Origin of the sequence: Trichocoleus sp. Lan, assembly GCF_039961855.1 — a bacterium.
GTDB lineage: Bacteria > Cyanobacteriota > Cyanobacteriia > Cyanobacteriales > FACHB-T130 > FACHB-T130.
The window spans coordinates 57,612-81,240 of sequence record NZ_JAMPKA010000020.1 but is presented as its reverse complement, the minus strand read 5'-3'; the positions used below and the strand labels follow the sequence as shown (position 1 = coordinate 81,240).

At 46.8% G+C, this 23,629-nt stretch carries 15 protein-coding genes; 5 read left to right on the top strand and 10 right to left on the bottom strand.

The features are described 5' to 3' along the window. Nucleotides 1–141: 141 nt before the first annotated feature. Together NDA03_RS18325 and miaA are read right to left on the bottom strand one after the other, a co-directional pair. The gene (locus NDA03_RS18325; protein ID WP_348238784.1) at nucleotides 142–3,294 is read right to left on the bottom strand and encodes a PAS domain S-box protein; all 3,153 of its coding nucleotides are present in this window, start codon (nucleotides 3,292–3,294) and stop codon (nucleotides 142–144) included. Between the two features lie 555 nt (nucleotides 3,295–3,849). Then, nucleotides 3,850–4,776, bottom strand: coding sequence for a tRNA (adenosine(37)-N6)-dimethylallyltransferase MiaA (miaA, locus tag NDA03_RS18320; protein ID WP_190429379.1), 927 nt, complete (start codon nucleotides 4,774–4,776; stop codon nucleotides 3,850–3,852). 318 nt (nucleotides 4,777–5,094) lie between these two features. Between miaA and gyrB the strand changes: the two genes are divergently transcribed. The 5 genes from gyrB (at nucleotide 5,095) to NDA03_RS18295 (ending at nucleotide 12,129) form a co-directional block, all read left to right on the top strand. Beyond that, the gene (gene gyrB, locus NDA03_RS18315; RefSeq protein WP_190440731.1) at nucleotides 5,095–7,038 is read left to right on the top strand and encodes a DNA topoisomerase (ATP-hydrolyzing) subunit B; all 1,944 of its coding nucleotides are present in this window, start codon (nucleotides 5,095–5,097) and stop codon (nucleotides 7,036–7,038) included. Nucleotides 7,039–7,475: 437 nt separating this feature from the next. Then, nucleotides 7,476–8,453 (top strand): type IV pilin-like G/H family protein, encoded by a 978-nt coding sequence (locus tag NDA03_RS18310; RefSeq protein ID WP_190411113.1) that lies wholly within the window; start codon nucleotides 7,476–7,478, stop codon nucleotides 8,451–8,453. Nucleotides 8,454–8,542: 89 nt separating this feature from the next. Next, nucleotides 8,543–10,471: an ABC transporter ATP-binding protein gene (locus NDA03_RS18305; RefSeq protein ID WP_348238783.1), complete on the top strand. Its 1,929-nt coding sequence runs from the start codon at nucleotides 8,543–8,545 to the stop codon at nucleotides 10,469–10,471. 44 nt (nucleotides 10,472–10,515) lie between these two features. Beyond that, entirely contained in the window at nucleotides 10,516–11,355 is an 840-nt protein-coding gene (locus tag NDA03_RS18300) for a DUF1838 family protein (RefSeq protein WP_190411111.1), read from the top strand. Nucleotides 11,356–11,580: 225 nt separating this feature from the next. Continuing rightward, a complete protein-coding gene (locus tag NDA03_RS18295; protein ID WP_190524650.1) occupies nucleotides 11,581–12,129 on the top strand; it encodes a DoxX family protein in 549 nt (182 codons plus the stop codon). Nucleotides 12,130–12,344: 215 nt separating this feature from the next. On the opposite strand, the gene NDA03_RS18290 is transcribed toward NDA03_RS18295, so the two are convergent. The 8 genes from NDA03_RS18290 to NDA03_RS18255 all read right to left on the bottom strand — a co-directional run bounded on the left by NDA03_RS18290 (nucleotide 12,345) and on the right by NDA03_RS18255 (nucleotide 23,613). Then, nucleotides 12,345–13,934: a B12-binding domain-containing radical SAM protein gene (locus NDA03_RS18290; protein ID WP_190411109.1), complete on the bottom strand. Its 1,590-nt coding sequence runs from the start codon at nucleotides 13,932–13,934 to the stop codon at nucleotides 12,345–12,347. 90 nt (nucleotides 13,935–14,024) lie between these two features. Then, nucleotides 14,025–15,611, bottom strand: a complete 1,587-nt coding sequence (locus tag NDA03_RS18285) for a B12-binding domain-containing radical SAM protein (RefSeq protein WP_348238782.1) — start codon at nucleotides 15,609–15,611, stop codon at nucleotides 14,025–14,027. A 355-nt stretch (nucleotides 15,612–15,966) separates the two neighbouring features. Next, nucleotides 15,967–17,568, bottom strand: coding sequence for a B12-binding domain-containing radical SAM protein (locus NDA03_RS18280; RefSeq protein WP_348238781.1), 1,602 nt, complete (start codon nucleotides 17,566–17,568; stop codon nucleotides 15,967–15,969). Nucleotides 17,569–17,837: 269 nt separating this feature from the next. Beyond that, nucleotides 17,838–18,815, bottom strand: a complete 978-nt coding sequence (locus tag NDA03_RS18275; RefSeq protein ID WP_348238780.1) for an NAD(P)-dependent oxidoreductase — start codon at nucleotides 18,813–18,815, stop codon at nucleotides 17,838–17,840. A 59-nt stretch (nucleotides 18,816–18,874) separates the two neighbouring features. Beyond that, entirely contained in the window at nucleotides 18,875–19,924 is a 1,050-nt protein-coding gene (gene hemE, locus NDA03_RS18270; RefSeq protein WP_190411105.1) for a uroporphyrinogen decarboxylase, read from the bottom strand. 281 nt (nucleotides 19,925–20,205) lie between these two features. After that, nucleotides 20,206–21,426, bottom strand: a complete 1,221-nt coding sequence (locus tag NDA03_RS18265; protein WP_190415666.1) for a hypothetical protein — start codon at nucleotides 21,424–21,426, stop codon at nucleotides 20,206–20,208. Nucleotides 21,427–21,575: 149 nt separating this feature from the next. Further along, entirely contained in the window at nucleotides 21,576–22,523 is a 948-nt protein-coding gene (locus tag NDA03_RS18260) for an LD-carboxypeptidase (RefSeq protein WP_190415756.1), read from the bottom strand. A gap of 16 nt (nucleotides 22,524–22,539) precedes the next feature. After that, nucleotides 22,540–23,613 (bottom strand): glycosyltransferase family 4 protein, encoded by a 1,074-nt coding sequence (locus NDA03_RS18255; RefSeq protein WP_348238805.1) that lies wholly within the window; start codon nucleotides 23,611–23,613, stop codon nucleotides 22,540–22,542. Between the last annotated feature and the right edge of the window lie 16 nt (nucleotides 23,614–23,629).

Genomic DNA, 23,629 nt, shown 5'->3' with positions numbered 1-23,629 from the left:
TTAGGCACAAAGCTTTGGTTCGTTAAAATCTTGAGGAAGATGATAAACAGGGCAAAAGTTAGTGCTAGAAAGGGGAGGGAGTGCCAATCGTGCATACTTGACCTCGTAGCGCGTATTGCATCGACTGCTGGAATCACAGCGCTAACTTAGAAGCTCGTGAATAGATTTCAACAAATCTTCTGCGGTGTAGGGCTTCGACAAAAATCTTTTAACTACGCCACCTGCGATCGCTGGGAGCTTATGGTTGGAAACCAAGCCGCTCACAGCAACAACTTTGACCTGCGGGTTCATTTTTTGTAGGGCGCGGATGGTGGTTGGACCATCCATCGTAGGCATCATCATATCAATTAACACGACATTGATTTCCGCGCGATGCTGGGCATAGAGTGCGATCGCTTCAATTCCATCGTTGGCAGTGAGTACCCGATAGTCATAGGCTTCTAGGGATGTTTTGGTTACTTCTCGAATGGCTGGTTCATCATCAACCACAAGAATCCATTCTCCGTGACCTCTGGGCAGTTCATAACGCTCCGTAGCTTCTGGATCTGTTGTAGTTGTGTTAGTTGCTGGAAAATAAACTTTAAATTGGGTTCCTCTTCCTACTTCGCTATAGACATTGATAAAACCGTCATGACCTTTAATGATTGCCAACACAGTGGACAGACCTAGCCCTGTGCCTTTACCGAGTTCTTTTGTTGTGAAAAATGGTTCAAAAATTCTTTCTAAACTTTCTGGAGGAATACCACTTCCAGTATCCGAGATAGTAATAACGATATAAGGCCCCATTTTGGCCTCAATATTCATCCGGGCATAGTTTTCATCGATGATAAGATTTTCGGCAGAGATACTCAAGACTCCACCATCTGGCATCGCATCGCGGGCATTAACGCAGAGATTCATCAACACCTGATGTACTTGAGTGGCATCTCCAGAGACAGGCCAAAGTTCCATCATTCGTACATCTGTATAGATTTCGATTGATTTAGGAAAGGTCTCTTTGGCAATTTTCTGAATTTCCCCAATTAAGTGCCCTACTTGAAGGGTCATTCGCTCACCTTCAACTCCTCGAGCAAATGACAAGACTTGCTTAATTAGCTCAGCACCGCGTTTAGTATTTGTTTCTAGTAAATCCAAAAGCCGCTGACTGCGCGGATCGGGAATTACCATTTGTAAGATTTGAATGGCGGCAAGAATTGGCGTCAGTACATTGTTTAGATCGTGGGCAATGCCGCCAGCCAGAGTACCGATACTCTCCATCCGTTGGGCGCGGCGGAACTGTGCTTCAAGTTGTTTTTTCTCTGTAATATCAGTGTCTACAGAGAGGATTGATTTGGGGTTGTTTTCATCATCGCGCACCAAACTCCAACGACTGGCAACGACAATTTGTTTGCCTTCTTTGGTGACTTTATACAATTCACCTTGCCATTCACCTTTGTTGTTAACAGTCTTGTGCGCTTCTAGGAGTTGAGGCGAAGGATCGTTGTACAAAATCTCCGAGACATTTTTCCCCAGAACTTCCTCCGCCTTCCAACCGTACAGTAACTCAGCTCCTTTACTCCAAAGTACGATTTTGTCTTTTAGATTTCGCACAAGAATTGCATCTGTTGTTACATCTAGCAAGGCAGCTTGTCTGCGGATTTTTTGTTCTGCCTCCTTTCGCTCGGTGATGTCCCGATCCATGCCGCGATAACCTTGGAATTTTCCATCACAATTCCAAACTGGAACTGCACTAGTTTCTAGGACAACCAGATGACCGTCTTTGTGAACAGTCGTATTCTCAAGACACGTAATGGGTTGTGCAAGGGCAGCCATTTGCCCAAAAATATTAGCAACTCGAAAAGCTTCTTCCGGAGGCATGAGATCGAAGGGAGTTTTGCCCAGAACTTCTTCTGGTTCATAACCCAAAATGTCGCGGAGCTTCGGACTGACATACGTGTAAACAACGTTTTCATCCACCTCCCAGACCCAATCGCTAGTGGTTTCGACTAAATTGCGAAACCGCTCTTCGCTTTGACGCCATGCCTCCTCGTTAGCTTTGCGCTCGGTAATGTCGCGGGCGATCGCATACATCAAGCCTTCTTCAACGACTGGAGAGGCTGTCCAGGATAGCCATTTATACGAACCATCCTGACAGATGTAGCGGTTCTCAAAGTCGATGGTTGGTTCGCCCGTGGCAAGTTTCTGGAATTCGTCACGGGTTTTTCCTTGGTCTTCAGGATGAACAAAGTTAAACAGTAGCGTACAGCAAAGTTCTTCTTGAGAAAGCCCAAGTGTTTTCTCAAAAGCTGGGTTTACGCGCTTAAAATAGCCATCCAAACTAGCAATACACAGCATATCCAACGAGAGGGTGAATAAGCGATCGCGCTCTTCCTCTGCCCGCTTACGAGCGGAGATGTCCGTTTGCAAGCCTACGAAGTAGAGTAAGTTCCCCTCATCTGAAAATACTGGCGAAATTCTTAATTCATTCCAGAATGGCTGACCATCTTTTCGATAGTTCAGCAGCGTCGTTTGAATCTCTTTTTGTTCGGCGATCGCTTGGCGAATTTGAGCGATCGCTTGCGGATCTGTGCCAGAACCTTTCAGAAAACGGCAGTTGCGACCCATAATTTCTTCTGGCTTATACCCAGAGATCCGCGAAAAAGCTGGGTTTGCGTAAACGATCGGGTTGTCTGGCTGGTTCGGATCGGTAATAATCACTCCCTCAGAAGCTGAAGTAATCGCCCGTGCCAGGTGCCGGTTCTCGGTAGCAGCTCGCTGTAGCGCCTCCTCGGCTCGTTCGCGTGCAGCGATGCTGCGTTCCTTTTCAGCTAAATTGCGCCGTAGCTCTAGTTGGCTAATTACCTGGCGGCTTAAAGCTTTAAGTGCCTCTACTTGTTCTGGACTGAGGTTTCGCGGTACATAATCAACAACACAGATCGTCCCGATTATCTGTCCCTCAGGCGTTATCAGCGGTGCGCCCGCATAAAATCGGACGCTGGGGCAAGCAATGACGACCGGATTAGTGGCAAACTTCTTATCAGCCAATGTATCAGGAATCATTAAAATTTCGTGTTGCTCAAGTAGGGGGCAGAACCCGATATCACGGGGGAATTCTGATACTTCTAAACCCACCTTTGACTTAAACCACTGACGGTTTTTATCCAAAAAATTTATTAACGCAATCGGGGTTCCACAAACGTGCGCCGCTAAATGGGCAAGATCGTCGAATGCCTCTTCGGGTTCTGTATCAAGAATCCGATATCGGCGCAGAGCTTCTAGCCTCGCCGCTTCCTTACTAGACTCTAAAATTTTCATCAGTACTTATTCCTACTTGGACCGGATTTCGGTAGCCATCATCTGAAAATGCTTGTTCTGCCTTGTCGCGCTAAATGTCTCAATGCTGAAAAAGCAGGAGAAAGTCTCAGCGATCAACTTTTCCGTCCGATAACCCTAGCTAGATTGTTCCCTGGCGCTCCAATTGACTAACAGTTCCAGGAAAATCTACATAAAAATCGCTAAATTCTACACATTCTCGCTCAAACTAAAGGTCTCCAGCCTTTTACCGCAGTGCCGGAAATGCGATCGCAACTGCTAAGGGTTATTTGTACCCGTAGGAATTAAAAAAGGCGGTTTTGCTGTTTTCATAGTCTATTAAATGGTTTTCCTATTCATATATAAATTCTATAAAATCTCTCTAAAGGTTGATGGCGGTTTAATATAGCAGAAAAGTTTATCATTGCATTTCCTGGGTAATCTGCTATACACGAATCCTTCAACTCCTTGTAGAAGAAAGCAAAGAAATCACTTCCATACAACTCGAAAATGTACGAAGTTAAGTTTAGTTACAAGAGTATAAAATTGGACAGGAAGTTAGCATCTAGCTTGAGGAGGCACATCCTGACAACTTGCAGCAATGAACTCTAGCACTCGTTGCCACACGCGCTCCAATAAATCGGGTTGATTTGCCTCAAACCACTCAATTTGGGGATAAGCACGAAACCAAGTGCGTTGTCGCTTGGCAAATTGACGAGTGTGCAAAACGGTTAACTCTTTGGCGTCCGATAGAGAAATCTCTCCAGCTAAATATTGCTTCATTTCCCTATAACCTAGCGTATCCAGCAGCGGCAGATTGCAACCGTATTTCTCACAAAGGGTTTTTACCTCGGCTTCCCACCCTGCGGCTAACATCTGTTCGGTTCGCTGTTCAATTCGGTGAGTAAGGTAGCTAGAGTCCGGGCAATCTAAGCCAATTTGGAGAATGGGATAATCGGGTGGATTCTCTCCTTGCTGCTCTGAAATCGGGCGACCCGTCACATAAAATACTTCTAATGCTCGCAATGTCCGCACGGGATCGTTAGGATGAATTTTCTGAGCGGCAACGGGATCAACTTGTTGTAGAAAAGCGTAAAGTTGGATTTGACCGAGAGATTGCAGTTGCGATCGCAATTCTTCTTGGGGCGCTACTCTAGGAATTTTTAACCCCTGCACAATAGAACGGATGTATAAACCCGTCCCTCCCACCAAAAGAGGCGGAGTTTCCTTGCCCAAAGCAGCAATTAAAGCTTGCGTCTGCTGCTGGTAATCTGCCACCGTCAAAGTTTCTGTGGGATCGCAGATATCAATTAAGTAGTGCGGTACCAACTTGCGCTCAGCATCTGTTGGCTTAGCTGTGCCGATATCAAATTCGCGGTACACTTGACGCGAATCAGCACTAAGAATTACAGAACCCAGCCGCTGCGCCAATGCTAATGCCAGCCCTGATTTTCCCGTCGCAGTAGCACCACAAATAACAATCAGCGCTGAGGGTTGAGGACTGAGTGAAGAGGACTGAGGGTTAGCTAAGGACTGAGGGCTGAGGACTGAGGACTGAGTGAAGAGGGCTGAGCGAACAGGTAATTTTCCGCTGCTCCCTGTGTCTGTTTCTCTCGCCTCCCGTTCCCTTGTGCCACCGTGCTTTCCTACTTTGTTACCTTTCACTGGGTACATCCCCTAAACAAATATCTCTTGAAATTGCCCTACGGTCGCCCCGAAACCTTTTGTGTTATAATTTTGGAGTGTTTTTACATTTTTGAAGTCCCGGTGGGCTTCCAAGCCATTATTGGAGAATCCTTATTCATGACGAGCAGTTACAGTGCCGATCAGATTCAAGTTCTAGAAGGTCTTGAACCAGTCCGGAAAAGACCGGGGATGTACATCGGTTCGACTGGCCCTAGGGGACTCCACCATCTAGTTTACGAGGTGGTGGACAACTCTATTGATGAGGCTCTGGCTGGCTATTGCACCCATGTGGAGATAGACATAAACGCCGATGGTTCGGTGACGGTGACAGACGATGGGCGAGGGATTCCCACAGATACTCATCCCACTACAGGCAAATCAGCTTTGGAAACGGTAATGACGGTGCTGCACGCCGGAGGGAAGTTTGGCGGCGGCGGTTACAAGGTTTCTGGTGGTTTGCACGGTGTCGGGATCTCCGTAGTCAATGCCTTGTCTGAGTGGGTAGAAGTAACCGTTTGGCGGGAGAAGCGGGAGCATATCATGCGCTTTGAGCGGGGTATTCCTGTCACCGAACTCAAGGCAACGCCAATTAAAGAAGCGAGGACAGGCACCTCGATTAGTTTCAAGCCAGATTTACAGATTTTTGTGACGACTGGCATTGAGTTTGATTACACCACCTTGGCGAGTCGTCTACGGGAACTGGCTTACTTAAATGCAGGTGTCAAAATTACGTTTACTGACAACCGCCTGGAATTAATTAAGGGTGGAGAGCCAAGAGTAGAAACCTACTGTTATGAAGGAGGTATTAAAGAGTATATCGCCTATATGAATAGCGATAAACAGGCTCTCCACGAAGAAATTATCTATGTATCCGGCGAACGCAACAATGTACAAGTAGAGGTGGCGTTGCAGTGGTGCGTCGATGCCTATACAGATACTCTGCTGGGGTTTGCAAATAATATTCGTACAGTTGACGGCGGTACTCACCTGGAAGGGTTGAAGGCGGTGCTGACGCGGACGCTGAATACGATCGCTCGCAAGCGCAATAAAATCAAAGAAAATGAACCGAACCTCGGTGGGGAGAATGTCCGCGAGGGTTTAACGGGGGTTATCTCCGTCAAAGTCCCCGATCCGGAATTTGAAGGACAAACTAAAACCAAACTCGGTAACACCGAAGTCCGGGGAATTGTTGATTCCCTAGTTGGCGAAGTTCTCACAGAGTATTTAGAGTTTCGCCCAAACGTTGGCGATGCGATTCTGGAAAAAGCAATTCAAGCTTTCAAAGCCGCCGAAGCAGCGCGTCACGCACGAGAGTTAGTGCGCCGCAAATCGGTTTTGGAATCTTCTCCTTTACCGGGTAAATTAGCCGATTGCAGTACGCGAGATCCCTCGGAATCTGAGATTTATATCGTAGAAGGGGACTCAGCCGGAGGAAGTGCCAAACAAGGACGGGACAGACGCAACCAAGCTATCCTCCCATTGCGCGGTAAAATTCTCAACATTGAGAAAACCGACGATGCCAAAATCTATAAAAACACGGAGATCCAGGCGCTAATCACCGCACTGGGATTGGGTGTTAAGGGTGAGGAGTTCGATGCTTCTCAGCTGCGCTATCACTGCATCGTGATTATGACTGACGCCGATGTAGATGGGGCGCACATTCGGACGCTGTTATTAACGTTCTTCTATCGCTATCAACGGGCGCTAATCGAGCAGGGTTACATCTATATCGCTTGTCCTCCACTCTATAAGGTAGAACGCGGACGCAATCATTATTATTGCTACAGCGATCGCGAAATGGCAAACCTGATTCAGCATGAGTTTCCCGCTAATGCCAACTACACCATCCAGCGATTCAAAGGTTTGGGTGAAATGATGCCGCAACAGTTGTGGGATACTACCATGAACCCGGAAACTCGCACTCTCAAACGGGTGGAAATTGAAGATGCGGCGGAAGCCGATCGCATTTTTACCGTTCTAATGGGCGATCGCGTTGCACCCCGCCGCGAATTTATCGAAACCTATGGCCCTCGTCTCAATCTCAACGATCTAGATATTTAGATTCTCCGGTTGAAATGATTGAATACCCCAAAGTTGGGCAACTAATGTAAAAATGATTAGTACATAAGGTTGCCTTATTACAAAAGTATGGTTAATTAAGAACTTAACCATACTTTTGTCTTTTAAAGCCCCTGCGCTAGATTTCCCATCAACACTGCACCAAAAGAACGCGATCGCTGTTTTTTCTGTGACATCGAAGCCTGCAAAAGGCTATAAAGCGGCTCTAAATGATTTATGAAGAAAAAAAACCGACTTCTCTAAAAATCGGGATCTGAAGAGCCAGCTCATCACTCAAATAGAATTGCTATAGCTTGGCTATGTTATAACTTGAAGGAAACTATATTTGCAATTTCATGTCTTACTAATTTAATCTCCGACATTTCACAGGAAAATCATCAAAATTTGGATAAAAAATATCAAGCAAACACCAAAAAGTAATGAATCACTTTATCATCAACTTTGCCAAACTAGTGAAACTCCCAGTTAACAACAAGTTGATTGTATCTAGCTTATTAATCGCAATCAACGGCATCCTGGTGACAGGTATCCTAGGGACATCGGCAAATACCCCAGCCAAACCCGCACCCGCAGCGACTCCAACCAAAACCACACCAGCAACGACCGCCACCCAGCAATTTGTAGGGCAATGGCAAGCCGAAGATCCGCAAACCGGGGAGTTGGTCACATTTATATTTGCGCCAGAGGGAAAATTATTCATTGTATTTCCAACGTCTGATGGACCTCCGGTTGCCGTCGGAATTAAGTACAAGGTTAATTCCCAGGCTAAACCGGGACAACTTGACTTGGTTTTTAGCAAAAAAGAGAGCATCCTGAGCATTTTTGAATTTATCGATCGCGGTAAACTACGTCTGGAATTAGAGGGACGGCAAGCTGGACAACCCAGACCCAATGCTTTTACTCCCAAGGCAACGATATTTGAGAAAATTTCCGACAGCGCGACATTACCCAAAGACGCCAAAGTAATTGAGCTGGAAAATGCACAGAGTCAAGTGTCCGAAGATTCGCAGCTCCCAAAACCGCAAACGGAAGCCAAATTGTATATCGCGATGGTAAACAAAGCGCAGCAGGCTTATTATCAGCAAAAAGGCAAATTTGCCACAAACACTGAAGATTTAGGTTTAGGCGGCGAGCCAGCCAGCGTGTATTACAACTATCGGTTGGTATCACCCGGAAAGGACGCCCAAAGCGTGATGATCGCCGCCCAAGCCAAGAATGCTGAAATTCATAGCTACACAGGTGCGGTATTTGCCACCAAAAAGAACGGTGAAGCCACCACCCTCGTAGCGGTTTGCGAAACCCAGCGCCCCTCAACCTCGGCTCCAGCGATGCCGAAACCGCCGCAGAGTGGCTCATCAGCAGTTCAATGTCCATCGGGTTCGCGTCTGTTACAGTAATCGGCTGCCGTCGCTATCAACAACCCGATTGATTCTCTCGCGATCGCATAGATTGTTAAAATCCAGTTAAATTTTTCGCCTTGACTGCCATGAGTGACACCGTTTTAGACATCCGCAATCTGCAAGTTCAATTTTTAACTGATGAAAAGCAAATTCTGGCAGTTGATGGTATTTCCTTCAAACTGAGTCGCGGGCAGACTTTGGGCATTGTGGGAGAGTCGGGATCGGGTAAATCGGTGACTTCCCTCGCCGTCATGGGTCTGGTGCCAACTCCGGGCAAGATTAGCGGCGGTGAAATTTGGTTTCAAAACTCACAGGAACGAGGCGGATCTGTAGTGAATCTGCGGGATCTGAGTGCAGAGGAGTTGCGGAAATATCGAGGTGGTCAGATTTCGATGATTTTTCAGGAACCGATGAGTTCCTTAAACCCAGTTTTTACGTGTGGGTTTCAGTTAGTCGAGGCAATCCGTCAGCATCAAAATGTAACCCCTGCCGAGGCGAGGCGGCAAGCGATCGCGCGTCTCCAAGAAGTCAAACTCCTCGCTAGCGATGAAGAGATGCGGCAACGCTATCTAGAAGAAAGACCAGAAGCCAGAAGAGAAAGCGAAGCGGAAATTAATCAGCAGGTCAATCAGCAAAAATTGGCAATGCTGGATCGCTACCCCCACGAACTCTCCGGCGGGCAATTGCAGCGGATGATGATTGCAATGGCTATTTCCTGCAATCCAGCGGTATTGATTGCTGACGAACCGACAACCGCCTTGGATGTAACCGTACAAGCGACGATTCTGGATCTGTTGCGAGAGTTACGCGACGCCCGTGGGATGTCGATGATGTTTATCGGTCACGACTTGGGGGTAATTGCTGAAATTGCCGACGTTGTCGCCGTGATGTATCAAGGCAAAATAGTTGAATACGGCTCAGTTGAGCAAATCTTTTCTAACCCTCAACATCCTTATACCAAAGGTTTGTTAGCCTGTCGCCCCAGCCTTAACCGCCGGTTGAAATACCTGCCGACCGTCGCTGACTTTATGGAAGTGGTGAAGACACCTAGCGGCGAAATCGAGATTCGAGAAAAAATAGGCGTTAAGAGTCAGGAGTCAGAAGAAATTCTGGGTTCCACTCAAAACCCAGAAGCGATAGATCGCATCTCTACCACTGAAAAAGCTCTACTCTCTGTCCGAGACCTCCAAGTTGGCTTTCCAATCCAGGGGATGTTTGGTCAAACCAAACGCTATTTGATGGCAGTGAATGGCATCTCATTTGATGTTTATCCCGGTGAAACGCTGGGATTGGTGGGAGAATCCGGCTGTGGCAAAAGTACCTTAGCGCGTACCATCCTGCGCTTGATCGAACCAACAAGCGGGCAGATCGAGTTTGAAGGGGAAGATATTACAAAAGTCAGTAATCGGCGGCTGCGGCAATTGCGACGCGAGATGCAAATTGTCTTCCAAAATCCCTTTAGTTCTCTCGATCCGCGTCTAAAAATTGGAGATGCGGTGATGGAACCGCTACAAATCCATCACTATGGGAAGAATTCTAAGGAAAGACGCGATCGCGCAGCCTATCTCTTAGAGCGTGTAGGCTTAAATCCTGCCTGGATGAATCGCTATCCCCACGAGTTTTCTGGCGGACAGCGCCAGCGGGTTTGTATTGCTCGTGCTTTGGCACTCAATCCCAAATTCATCATCTGCGACGAATCCGTCTCGGCGCTAGATGTTTCCGTACAAGCGCAAGTGCTGAATTTGCTCAAAGAAGTCCAAAGTGAATTTGGCTTAACTTACATCTTTATTTCCCATGACTTGAGCGTGGTGAAATTTATGAGCGATCGCATCATGGTCATGAATCGAGGCAAAATCGAAGAAATTGGCTCCGCTGAAAATCTCTACCGCGAACCGAAGCAAGAATACACGCGCCAGTTAATTGCCGCCATTCCTACCGGCAGTCTAGAACAGATTCAGCAGCGTCAGCAAGACCGAATCAAGATATCAGCAGGAGGGCGAGAAATTACTAGTTAAGTATTCATCCTTAGCTCAATCTATACTTTGGGGAAGCGCAAACTATGACCTTAACGAAATCAACAATTACCGATGAGCAGTTTGTCAAACTACGCTGTAGCAGTGACAGTAAAACTCACTATTTCCCGGCTACAGGTGCTATGTATGCCCATCCGATAGATAACGATCAACCTGTTCATCTGTTTGATTTCTTAGGCGTTGATATCTCGCGCTGTATTCAAGATAATTCAACATCCCGCTGGACGCTTGTAAGTCGTAAAATTACACTTTATCTCGATCCCAAAACTGGAGAAATTCTAAAAAGTTGGAAAAACCCCTGGTCAGGTGAAACACTGAATATTATGCACCGTTCTTATGACTACCAGGAGTTCCAGATTCCACAACAGATAGATGCTCACATAACTTCAGAAATATCCTCAGTTTCATTAGATTTCAATATGAAACTGCCTAACCCGTTATCAACGAACCCCAAGTTTGCAGATTATTCGCCAGAGAAGTATGTCCAATCGTCGGATTCCTACAAATTTATTTTTCCGACAAAAATACTATCTGACGAACCCATCAGTGCTAGCGACAATCGCGCTGTTACACTTTCTTATTACCGCATGGGGCCGTGGGAACCGTGGATGAAAATGAAGGGGAAACCCGGCTTTTTAGTCTTAAATTACACTGGCAATAAAACTGATGTATTTGAAGATATCCCTGTAGCCATTAAAGAACAAATCGAACATCGGCTGCCTTTATTCCGCGAAGCTCCAACCTGTAGAATTCAGCGTTCGATTGCTACCAGTTGGAGCCGTTTTGACGAACAATTTGATGCCTACCTACGAGGAGAAGAATTTCCACTACCCGCCCCGATTATAGATGAGCCTTGTATTGAATAAAGCCGATTCTTACTCTTGACAAATAACAAAACTCAGGATTTTACCTTATAACTTCAACACTCGGAGAATAGCGCTTGTTGGCTGCTATTCAAAAAGAGAAAAAGCAGACTTATTTGGGTTGGTAGGTTTAGCTTGGCTAATTCATTTCTCATTAAACTTTAATTAATTCAAATCTCTACAGTTAAAATCAATTAAAGTTTAAGTAACACAGTTGGAGTTATAGCAATGACTGAAAATAGACCCTATATTGGTCTAAAAACTAGGGATATTGCGATCGCCTATTTGTTGCTGCGAATTCTGATCGGCGTGAATTACTTTAATCACGGCTTTACTCGCATCGGCAATATTCCCGGTTTTGCTGAAAATACTGTCAACCAACTTGCAAATTCTTATTTTCCGGGATTTTTGGTGAGGATCAATTCTTACTTAGTACCCCCGGTTGAATTAATCGTGGGAGTATTGATCTCCATTGGATTAGCAACGCGCAGCGCCCTAATCGCAACATTTATCCTGATGATCATCTTGATGATGGGTGTCACATCCATACAAAACTGGGGTGCAGCACAAACGATGCTTATCTACGGGATTGTGCTATTTATATTGCTAGCTGGTAGCAGCTTCAATATTTACTCCATCGATCGCTGGCTTGCCAACAGGCGGACTGTTGCAGGTTCAGGAGATCATCGCGACAAAAACATACTCAACTTTGCCAACAACTTTTGGACAAGACGCAGACGGCAAAAACGTTTGTCTACCTATACCAGTCCTAAATGATTTCTGAAAGCAAGATTCCCGACTTCTTGGATAAGTTGGGGATTTAAACCACTGGCATCTCGCAACTAAAACAGGATTGCTATATACCAGTTTTAAATAAAGGAATTGCTCATCCTCAGTCACTTTATGGGCGCTATTCTGCGATTCTCCAAACCCCATTATTAAGTCAGTCTCTTAAATAATAGGGGTTTGGAGGATCTGAGGTGTCGTCTACCCTACGCATTCACTGGGGTTTTCACCTCTTGCGGCTGTTGAACCGCGTCTTCTGCCATAAACTCTGCCAACTGCGCCTCAATTTGCTCTTTGACAATCTGGCGATACTCTACGAAATGCTCAATTTGAGCGCAAACTGCTAAATAACTGCTGATTCCACCTCGATTGTGTCGATACATACTAAACAAGTTGCGCCAGAACTGCCAACGAGTTTTACGAAGTACGCCTTGTCGCCAACAAATGATTAATAAGGCTCGAATTACAACCCAATCTATTTTCTTCTTCGCACGTTTGCCCTTATTCGGATACGTCGCTTCTCCTAATATGCGAAAGTGACGATAAGTGCGGTCTAGAAAACGCTCCGGATCGTACAATGTCCAAAATGCATCGATGTATTCGCGGGCAATGTCTTCTAGAGGACGTGTGGGCACAAAGTTCATCAATGTCGTTTGATTGATGTTGGCAGATTCGCCTCGCAGCCGCCCTTCTTTCTTTAACCGATGCCAAAGGGCGGTATCGGGTAAAGCTTGCAACATACTAAATAAAGCGGTGGGAATTGCCGTTTTCTCGACAAAGTTGACAATGCGATCGCCTGCACCGGGTTTTTCTCCATCAAAGCCTACGATAAACCCAGCCATCACCCGCAATCCCGATCGCGCGATCGCTTGAACGGAATCACTTAATGAATCTCGCGTATTTTGGAACTTCTGAGTCAGTGCTAAACTCTCCTCATCGGGTGTTTCAATTCCTAAAAACACCGCCCCAAAATTACACTGAACCATCATATCCATCAATTCTTGATCTTTTGCCAAATCCACCGATGCTTCCGTCGCAAAAGAGAAAGGGTACTGATGTTCCACCATCCACGGTTGCAACTCTTTCAGGAATAACTTGACATTCCGCTTATTCCCGATAAAATTGTCATCCACCATAAAGATGCTACGTCGCCAACCCAACTCATAAAGGCGTTCTAATTCTGCTAATAATTGAGATGGCGTTTTTGTACGCGGTTTGCGTCCGTAAAGGACAATAATGTCGCAGAATTCGCATTGAAATGGGCATCCCCGCGAAAACTGCACAGACATTTCTGAATAAGCGTCAAAATCTAGTAGATCAAAGCGGGGAACGGGTGTGGAACTGACATCCGGCTTCTCTCCTCCCGCCCGAAAAGTTCCTGAAGTTTCGCCACGTTGCACTGCCTCCACAAACATCGGCAGGGTGATTTCCCCTTCATCCAAAATCAAATAATCTGCGCCTACCGATTCTACTTCTTGAGGTAAAGCGGTGGGATAAGGGCCGCCGACTGCGACTAACTTACCCCTTTGCTTTGCTTCTTTGATTTGATCTAGCAAATCTTCTTTTTGGACAATCATTGCCGACAGAATTACTAAATCTGCCCATGCCCATTCAGCTTCAGTTATTTGGGTAACATTTCGATCTACTAACTTAAACTCCCACTCTTGGGGCAAAATTGCGGCAACGGTCACTAAACCTAAAGGCGGCAACATTGCCTTACGATTTAGCAAGGCTAAAGTTTTTTCAAAGGACCAAAAACTTTTCGGAAATAGTGGATATAAAAGTAAAACTCGCATTAATTGACAATCCTCACGCTTAATTGGTCATTGATGAGAAGGAATGAAAAATGGGTAAAAAATTTCCAATTCCCCATTTTTCACTTGATATCACGCACTCGCACCGACGCTGTTTTTCACAGGGGAAACTTTAGCTTCCTGTTTCGATTGTTGTGCTAGATACTCAGCTAACTGCACCTCAATTTGGTCGCGGACAATCTGGCGATATTCGAGAAAATGTTCGTTGTGGGCACAGACGGTGAGGTAATGATCCCAAACACCAGGGTTGTGTTTGATGATACTAAACAGATGGTGCCAGAACTTCCAGCGAGTGTGACGCTTAAGGCCTTGTCTCCACGCCACAATTGCCAAAGCCCTTAACTCCATCAGACCCGGCATTTTAAAAGGAACTTTTACTTTGGGTGCGCCCAGCATCAGAAAATGGCGATAAGCCCGATCTAAAAACTTTTCAGCATCGTATAAATCCCAGAAGGCGTTGATGTATTCCCTGGTAATCTCTTCTACGGGTCGGGTCGGGATAAAATTCATCACATTGAACTGGTTGCCCGATGCGCTATCCAGCAATCGCCCCTCTTTTTCTAGGCGGAACCAGAGGGCAGTGTGGGGTAAAGCTTGTAGCATTCCGAAAATAGTCGTCGGAATCGCCGTTTGTTCGGCAAAGCGGACAATGCGATCGCCTGCGCCTGATTTTTCTCCATCAAAGCCAATGATAAAACCAGCCATCACCCGCAACCCCGCCCGCGTGATGGTTTCTACCGAGTCAGCAAGCGAAGTTCGGTTATTTTGAAACTTCTTCGTCATCTGCAAACTGGCTTCATCCGGCGTTTCAATTCCCAGGAACACCGCATTAAAATTGCACTCCACCATTAAATCCATCAGTTCTTGGTCTTGCGCCAAGTCAACCGAGGCTTCTGTATTAAAGCTGAAGGGATACTGGTGTTCCGCTTGCCAAGTTTTTAATTCTTGGAGAAATAACTTGACGTTGCGCTTATTGCCGATGAAGTTATCATCCACCATGAAAACGCTGCGACGCCACCCCAGTTGGTAGAGACATTCCAACTCTGCTAATAGCTGTTCTGGTGCCTTCGTCCGAGGTTTGCGACCATACAAAACAATAATGTCGCAAAATTCGCACTGGAAGGGACAACCCCGCGAAAACTGTACCGACATCGTATCGTAAGCATCGAACTCTAGCAAATCGAAACGAGGAACCGGGGTTGTCGTCACATCGGGTTTTTCCCCATTGGATCGGAAAAGCCCACCCTTGTCACCTCGCGCGATCGCTTCTATGAACATCGGCAGGGTGATTTCCCCTTCATCCAAAATTAGATAATCTGCACCCGCATTAGTGGCTTCATCAGGCACAGAAGTCGGATAAGGGCCACCTACCGCAACCGCTTTACCGCGCCGCTTGGCTTCTCGAATTTGATCGAGTAAATCCTCTTTCTGGACAATCATCGCCGAGAGAATGACCAAATCTGCCCACTCCCACTCGTCTTCTGTGACGCTGCGAACGTTTCGATCGACCAGCTTGAATTCCCATTCTTGAGGCAAAATTGCGGCAACCGTCACTAAACCTAGCGGCGGCAATAAAACCTTGCGATTTACTAATTCTAGGACTTTCTCAAAAGACCAAAAAGTTTTAGGAAATAAAGGATAAAGCAGTAAAACTCGCATTGAATTGGCAACCTCGGACTAATTTTAGTGATTCGTAGCAGGGGCAAATTGTTCTATCACTCTCGACGTGCGATCGCTCATGAAGGAGTCATTAAATTGACTGAATACAATATGCCGCTAGGTTTTCGCTAATGATGAATGGATATTCCATGCTAACTAACTCAGTAGCCGAATGTAGTTAACCGTTGGTTAGGGGGGAGTGGGAACCTGATATCCACCTACTGACTCTGGACTTTCTGCCTCCCTACTCCCAGACACTAGCAGTAATTTTGATTCCTGCCGGTTAACGAGCATTTTCATTTCAGAGCGATCGCAAAAGCCCCTGTTCTGTTAGCCATCCCGAAACAACCCTGTCTTATACACCGACGGGATTTTTTTCTTTTACAGATGCCGATGAGATATCTTCTATCTGTTGCAGTTTTGCTTCTTCTGCCTGAAACTCAGCTAACTGGGCATCTATTTCGTCCCGCACAATCTGGCGGTACTCTAGAAAATGCTCATTATGAGCGCAGACTGCGATGTAATGCTCAAAAACACCAGGATTGCGTTTGAGGATGCTCAATAAGTGGTGCCAGAACTTCCAGCGAGTAGTGCGTTTGACACCCTGACGCCACATCACAATCAGCAGCGCTCGCAGATCCACTAAATTTGGTAATTTAGCAGGAGCCTTGCATTTGGGCGCACCCAGCATCAAGAAACAGCGATAAGTCCGATCCAAAAACTTTTCGGCATCGTATAGTGTCCAGAAAGCCTCAACGTATTCTCTGGCAATATCTTGCAGGGGTCGTGTGGGGACAAAGTTCATCAAGGTAGTTTGATTGATATTGCCATCTTTACCCCGTAGGCGGCCCTCCTTGTCTAATCGATGCCACAGCGCTGTATTGGGTAAGGCTTGCAGCATGGCAAAGGTAGTGGTGGGAATGGCAGTTTGCTCGGCAAATCGGACAATGCGATCGCCTGCGCCAGCTTTCTCCCCATCAAAGCCAATAATAAATCCAGCCATTGGGCGCAATCCGGTTCGCGTAATTGCCTCTACCGCTTCACCCAGAGAACTGCGCGTATTTTGGAACTTTTTCGTCAGCGACAAACTCTCTTCATCGGGCGTTTCAATCCCCAAAAACACGGCATCAAAATAACACTCCACCATCAGATCCATCAGTTCTTGGTCTTGCGCCAAATCAATCGAAGCTTCTGTATTAAACCGGAAGGGATATTGGTGTTCTGCTTGCCAGGTTTTTAACTCTTTGAGAAATAACTTAACGTTGCGCTTATTGCCGATGAAGTTATCATCCACCATGAAAACGCTACGACGCCACCCTAATTGGTAGAGATACTCTAACTCTGCTAATAGCTGTTCTGGTGTTTTCGTCCGGGGTTTGCGACCATACAAAACAATAATGTCGCAAAATTCGCACTGGAAGGGACAGCCCCGCGAAAACTGCACCGACATTGAATCGTAAGCATCAAACTCCAGCAAATCAAAACGAGGAACCGGGGTTGTCGTCACATCGGGTTTTTCCCCATTAGAACGGAAAATCCCCTGTTTTTCGCCCCGCTGAACTGCCTCAACAAACATCGGCAGGGTGATTTCCCCTTCATCTAAAATCAGATAATCTACACCCGCTTTTTGAGCTTCCTCCGGGACAGAAGTTGGGTAAGGGCCACCACACGCTACCAGTTTGCCGCGCCGCTTGGCTTCCTTGATTTGATCAAGTAAATCCTCTTTCTGAACAATCATTGCCGAGAGAATGACAACATCTGCCCATTCCCACTCTTGTTCTGTAACGGTGCGGATATTTCGATCGACCAGCTTGAATTCCCACTCTTGAGGCAAAATTGCCGCCACGGTGACTAAACCCAGCGGCGGCAATAAAACCTTGCGATTGACTAATTCCAGAATTTTTTCGTAAGACCAAAAAGTTTTAGGAAACAGGGGATAAACTAATAAAACTTTCATTGAATTTAAAACCTCACACCTTTTTAAATTTCAGCTATTAGCTAATACATAGCACACGAGCCTAGCTGAATCTGGCAAGCTTAGGTTAAGTCTGATAGCTTTTTTAACGCAAAGGTACGCCAAGGGTGACGTAAAGGTACGTAGAAAATCAGTAAGAGGTCTTGATATGTCTAAGAAACTCTTCTGAAGACAGCCTCTAACCTCCTTGGCGTACCTTTGCACTAACCTCTGCGTACCTTTGCGTTAAAACAACCTTTTAAATCTAATTTCTACTCGTTCTTAGCTGTCAGCTGCTTTTTTTGAACTCCGCTTATTTTCAGCACATCGCTGAATGTGGCACAGTAATTCGCCAGACCCAGGGTAGCCGGGTTGACGGGATCTTGGTAGGTAAAATGACGGTAGCGCAAGCAGAACCGATCCCAAGGTGCCATCTGAATTCGGAACAAGAGGATGAAGAAATCAGCTAGCCAGGGAGACAGGGGCACGCGAAAATAAATTTTCTTGTCTAAATAAGCACAAACTTCTTCTACGGCTTCGTTGACCGTTATGGGTGCTTGACCCAAAACCAGCTGTCGAGGTTCCGAGGGGCCAGGAGGATGTTCGATCAGGAATCGTACCACTTGGGCAATATCTCGCCCGTGCATATAGTGGAAACTGCCGTCAGCTTTAAAAAAGCGAATCAGGTCAATCAACTTTGCCACCCCTGGCAATCCTGAAGAAAGATGGGAGTAGGGTTTGTTGGCATCTCCTCCGAGAACCAAGGTCGGAAAGAGGGTAGTGATGCGGGGTGCGATCGCTAATTTCGATAAGCGCTGCAAACAGTCATACTTAGAACGGATGTAGTCTGTCCCTAGTTCTCCCGCTTCTTTCAATAATGCGTTGTCGCGTCCGAGGATGCTAGCGGTAGAAAAGTAAATGACTTGTTCGCACACTGCGGGGTCGAGCAAGTTTAGCAACCGGATGGTTTTAATCACATTCACGTCAAATACCGCTTGGGAGCCGCCCCAAGCGGTTGCAGCTAAGATCGCGACATCGATTGTCTTGAGTAGATTTCCCACTCGTTCAATGTCTCGCAAATCAGCTCTTACAACGGTGATTCCCGGTCGAGATTGGTAGTCAATTTGCAGTTTGTCTGGATTTCTGACTAACAGATACAGCTCGTGTTCGGTTTCTTGAATCAGGCTTTCGCTAATGTAGTGACCAATGCAGCCACTCGCACCAGTTACCAAAATCCGCTTGGGGTTCATAAGGGTTGGTCATTCGTCCTTAGTCAAGAATGATTTGTCTTTAGTTCAATGACTAATGACTAATGATTTTTGACTGATTTGGCAGTTTCAAAGAAGAAAGCTACGTTTTCTTCGGGGGTACTGGGTAAAACACCATGACCGAGATTCATGATATGACCTTTGTTTCCGGCTTTGCGGATCGTGTCATAAATGCGATCGCGGATGAACTCTTTTGAGCCAAATAAGGCACAGGGGTCCATATTTCCCTGTACACCGATGTTTGAGCCAAGTCTTGTCCTTGCCTCTGCCATGTCTACCGTCCAATCTACGCTGACGATATCCGCGCCGGATTGTGCCATCCTCTCCAGAATGCCAGCACTACCATTGATGTAGAGAATCAGGGGAGTATCCGGATGCGTCTGTTTTACCTGGTTGAAAACTCGCTGCTGATACGGTAGAGCAAATGTCTCGTAATCTTGCGGACTCAGTTGTCCTGCCCAAGAATCGAACATTTGAATGACTTGGGCACCGCTATCAATTTGGTAGCGGACGTAAGTTGCGATCGCATCCGCCAATTTACCCAAAAATTGATGCAGCATCGTTGGCTCTGAAAAAGCCATACTTTTAATAATTGCGTAGTCTTTCGAGCTTTTGCCCTCAATCGCATACGCTGCCAGCGTCCAAGGGGCACCCACAAAACCCAAGACAGTTGCTTTGTTGCCGACTTCTTGGCGTAATGTTTGCAAAATTTCACCGATAAAAGGCAGCGATTCCCCAGGTTCTAGAGGATGCAGTTTATCAATTTGCTCTTGGCTGCGGATGGGCGGATCGATGACTGGTCCTCGGCTTTCGATGATATCAAAGGGAATGCCAAGTCCCGGCAACGGAGTTAAAATATCAGAAAATAAAATTACCCCATCTGGCTCAAAGGCGCGAAACGGCTGTAGGGAGATTTCGATTGCCAGTTCTACTTTTTCCGAGCGATCGCGAAACGCAGGATACTTATCTCTTAAATCTCGATAAGCTTTCATATATCTACCCGCTTGCCGCATCATCCACACTGGCGGACGGTCTAAAACTTCACCACGGGCTGCCCTCAGCAGATACGGAACTTGGGTTGCAACGGTCATTTACACTTCACCTAAAGACTTATTTAAAGGCATTTGTTTAGCTTATCATTGTCGGATTCCCCAAGTTTAGTTTTGCGATCGCTTCTCTTGAGTTTGCCCGCCATGAGAGAGGCAATCCACGCTAAACCCTTCTAGATAGGGTATCAACTCCTAGAGACATGGAATGTGCATTTCCCTAGTAGTAGTCAGCGAGCCTGAGTGACTCTCCGACACGCGAAAAACCCGGCTTCTTGAATCAACCGGGTTTTTCTGTTGCGTGCTTTTTTAACTACCTATTGACGTTATTTGACAATGCAGATGCCACTAATTTCAACGGTGCATCGCGTCGGTTTCTTAGCCGTATCTAAGTTGCGGGTGGTGGGGTTATAGGTGTATTCCCCCGCCTTGAAAACGCGGTTGGGATTGGCGCAGTAAGTGTAGGTTTGACCCGCTTCGGTAAAGTTCACGACCACCAAAGAATTCTTTGCCGGAGGACAACTATCCAAAACCGTCAAGCCATACTCATTTCGCAGCAGTTGGCTTCTTTGATCGTTAGCTGTAGGTTGAGTCGGATTTTGGGAAGTCGTTGTTTTCGGCTTTAAGTCACCACTGCTAATATCAAAGGTGTACGCTCCTGCTTTGACAAGGCGGTTAGGATTGGCGCAGTAATTGTACGTTTGACCGTATTCGGTAAACGTGACAACAACCAAAGAAGTTTTTACTTCTGGACAGGTATCCAGAACCCTCAACCCATACTCATTGAGCAGAGCTTGTTTCCGGGGGTCATTTTGAGCTGGGGTTTGAGCCGGTGGATTTTGGGCAACAGCACCCCCTGGCTTGATATCATTGCTGCTAACGTCGTAACGATATTCGCCTGCCTTGATATTGCGGTTAGGATTAGCGCAGTAGGTATAGTTTTGACCGTATTCGGGGAAGGTGACAACAACAACATTACTCCTTACCGCCGGACAATTTTCTAGGACTCTCAATCCATATTCATCTTCTAGAAATTTTTGTCGCGCATCTTTTTGACCCGCGGGAGTTTGAGCCGGTGGATTTTGGGAAGTTGTTGTCTGGCTAATCCCAGAAATTGAAAGCGTGTATCTCCCCCTAGTGTTGTTCTTACCCAACACGCGAAGTTTATATTCTCCAGTCGTTGGCACTCGATACCTCACCAAACCCGATCGGTCATCGTAGGCAACCTGTGCCCCACTCTGTGAGGAAACTAGAACTAGAATAGGCAAAAGAGTACTACCGTCTTCTACATCAACAGCGGCAACGATTGCATCACCTTGCTTAGCATTAATCAGGAATTCCTCACCATAGGCTTTCTGGACAGGGGTACCCCTTAGAGATTGGTTTTTAAAGGTGAAGGTGGGAGAGTTAGTACGGATGAACCCGTTAACGTTTTCACCATTTTTTAGTGCGGTTGCTGCTCCAGCGATATCGGAGATCCCCGTAAACATCATCCCGGCGATCGCGACACTTGCCGCAACCCTATTAATAAACTTACGACCCATCATGGTAGACCCGTTTTCCTATAAACAAGAACTGCTTCCTTCTGTTTGGACAGATGATATCCATCCATAGTTCCCAGAGTCCAGGCACCTCAAACTTGTAAAGCCGGTTTGAAATGCCTGTTCAACTGATGCAATCTAGAAGCACCTAAGTATTATTGCTCGGTAGAGGAAAAACTCAAACTGCCGCGATCTGCATCTAACTGAGCGGGGATTCCCAAGGGTAAAGCTGCATTAGGACCATCGTGACCAAAGGGGAGATCGGAGACAATGGGAATGCCAAGATTCCCCAAGCGATCGCGCAATACTTCTTCCACCGTCAAGCTAGAAATGTTCGGCGGAGCTTCGCAGCGGCTGAAGCGCCCCAAGGCAATCCCTTTGACTTCCCGAAAAGCCCCTGTCATCCGCCACTGCGTTAACATTCGGTCAATGCGGTAGGGAGCCTCAGTCACATCTTCCAAGGCGAGAATGACGCCCGCTAGCTGGGGCTGTACGGGCGTGTTCAGAAAATGCGTGGCTACAGTCAGATTGCCGGGGATTAAGATGCCGCTGACCTTACTGCCGCCCCAGCCGACTCCTTTTAAGGGTTCTAGAGGGCGACCTTCTACGCAATCGAACAGCCGCTGAATCGACCACTCTGGCTCTGCGGCAAGGGTAGTTAGCAACGGGCCATGAACCCCTGCAATGCCAACTTTACCGAGGCTCCACAGCAAGCCAGTGGCATCAGAAAAGCCGATCAGCCATTTGGGAGTGCTGCGTAAAAAATCTCCGATTTTCTTTTTCTGTTCTCCACCCTGCCAAGACCAATCTTCTAGTAAGCGGGCGCTACCATAACCGCCTCTGGCACAGAGAATGCCTTTACATTTAGGGTTTTTCCAAGCGTCTGCGAGGTGTTGGCGGCGGCTGTCATCGCGACCAGCAAGGTAGCCCCACCGTTCCTCTACGCCGCTGCTAATTTCGACTCGGTAGCCGCGCGATCGCCATATTTCCACACCTTTGTGGAACGCTTCCTGTTCTCGCAAGGCACCGCTGGGAGCAATGACTCGCAGCAAGTCGCCAGTTTGTAAAGGCGGGGGTAGTTGGTACGCGGAAAAATCCAAAATTCTTCTGGTTTAAGTTTTAATTTTGCAAGATATCCCGAAACCATTCTTCCATGCGATCGCCCAGTGCTTCCAGGGAATATTCCGCTTCGGCTTGTTGGCGGCAAGTATAGCGGTCAAGTTGATCGATGCGTCCAATTGCCTCAACCAACCCCGCCACGCTATCCGGCTCCACTAAAAAGCCCGTCTTCCCATCCTGAATAATTTCAGTCGGGCCACCTCTGGAATAAGAAATGACGGGGACTCCACAAGCAAGCGCCTCAATCACCACATTGCCAAACGCTTCCACCCAGCGAGGTGTCATCAACAACGCCCGACAATTGCCTAAATGCTGTTGCAGTTCGGATGTGGAGAAAAATCCTGCATATTCTACAGGAGCATCGGGATAATCTTGACAAATCTGCTTCCAATATGCATCGTCTTGCATTTTGCCAAGAATTTTTAGGGGAATGCCGGTGATTTTGGCAGCGGCAACGGCATCCTCTAGACCTTTTTCTGGAGCAATTCGACCCACCCAAGCCAAGCAGGATGAGGCTTCTGGGCAAAATTGATAAAGCGATAAATCCAGACCGCTTCCCAGAATCCGATACTGCGACGGACTAGGAAAAGTTTCTGCTTGTGTCAATGTGTAGACGCCAACCGTACCAGGAAACTGGACGGAGATCTGTTCCACGATGCGATCCATCGCGGTCGAGAGAGAACCCATACTCACGAAATGGGCGATCGCTCGATTAAAAAATGGCGTTAGATAGAACGGTAGCCAATCATAGGCAATGTTGAAAATCAGATCGTAGTCAGCTTGGACTTGCCGCGCATAATCCCACATATTGCCCAGCACAGAATTCTCCGGCATGACAATCGGGGCACTCCGTCCTTGCGTCTGAGCCGTTGTCTGGAGTTCTCCAGCAATTTCGACAATTGGAATATCTCCCAGCACAGAGCCTTGGGGAGCCACAATTTTGAGGGTATGTCCGCGCCGGAGCATCTCTTGGGCAACGTTGAGCAGGGTTAGTTCTACGCCACCCCCCAACCCCGTGCCGAGAGCGCCCACCGAGGTTGAGAGCAACAACAGTTTCAATGGACGATGCAAGATGGACAACTTTTGGACT

Excerpts from the sequence above, each read along its gene's own strand:
- NDA03_RS18285 (WP_348238782.1), bottom strand. The coding sequence starts at position 15,611 with ATGCGAGTTTTACTGCTTTATCCTTTATTTCCTAAAACTTTTTGGTCT.
- NDA03_RS18275 (WP_348238780.1), bottom strand. The coding sequence starts at position 18,815 with ATGAACCCCAAGCGGATTTTGGTAACTGGTGCGAGTGGCTGCATTGGT.
- NDA03_RS18325 (WP_348238784.1), bottom strand. The coding sequence starts at position 3,294 with ATGAAAATTTTAGAGTCTAGTAAGGAAGCGGCGAGGCTAGAAGCTCTG.
- NDA03_RS18310 (WP_190411113.1), top strand. The coding sequence starts at position 7,476 with ATGAATCACTTTATCATCAACTTTGCCAAACTAGTGAAACTCCCAGTT.
- NDA03_RS18265 (WP_190415666.1), bottom strand. The coding sequence starts at position 21,426 with ATGATGGGTCGTAAGTTTATTAATAGGGTTGCGGCAAGTGTCGCGATC.
- hemE (WP_190411105.1), bottom strand. The coding sequence starts at position 19,924 with ATGACCGTTGCAACCCAAGTTCCGTATCTGCTGAGGGCAGCCCGTGGT.
- NDA03_RS18305 (WP_348238783.1), top strand. The coding sequence starts at position 8,543 with ATGAGTGACACCGTTTTAGACATCCGCAATCTGCAAGTTCAATTTTTA.
- NDA03_RS18300 (WP_190411111.1), top strand. The coding sequence starts at position 10,516 with ATGACCTTAACGAAATCAACAATTACCGATGAGCAGTTTGTCAAACTA.
- NDA03_RS18290 (WP_190411109.1), bottom strand. The coding sequence starts at position 13,934 with ATGCGAGTTTTACTTTTATATCCACTATTTCCGAAAAGTTTTTGGTCC.
- NDA03_RS18295 (WP_190524650.1), top strand. The coding sequence starts at position 11,581 with ATGACTGAAAATAGACCCTATATTGGTCTAAAAACTAGGGATATTGCG.
- gyrB (WP_190440731.1), top strand. The coding sequence starts at position 5,095 with ATGACGAGCAGTTACAGTGCCGATCAGATTCAAGTTCTAGAAGGTCTT.
- NDA03_RS18280 (WP_348238781.1), bottom strand. The coding sequence starts at position 17,568 with ATGAAAGTTTTATTAGTTTATCCCCTGTTTCCTAAAACTTTTTGGTCT.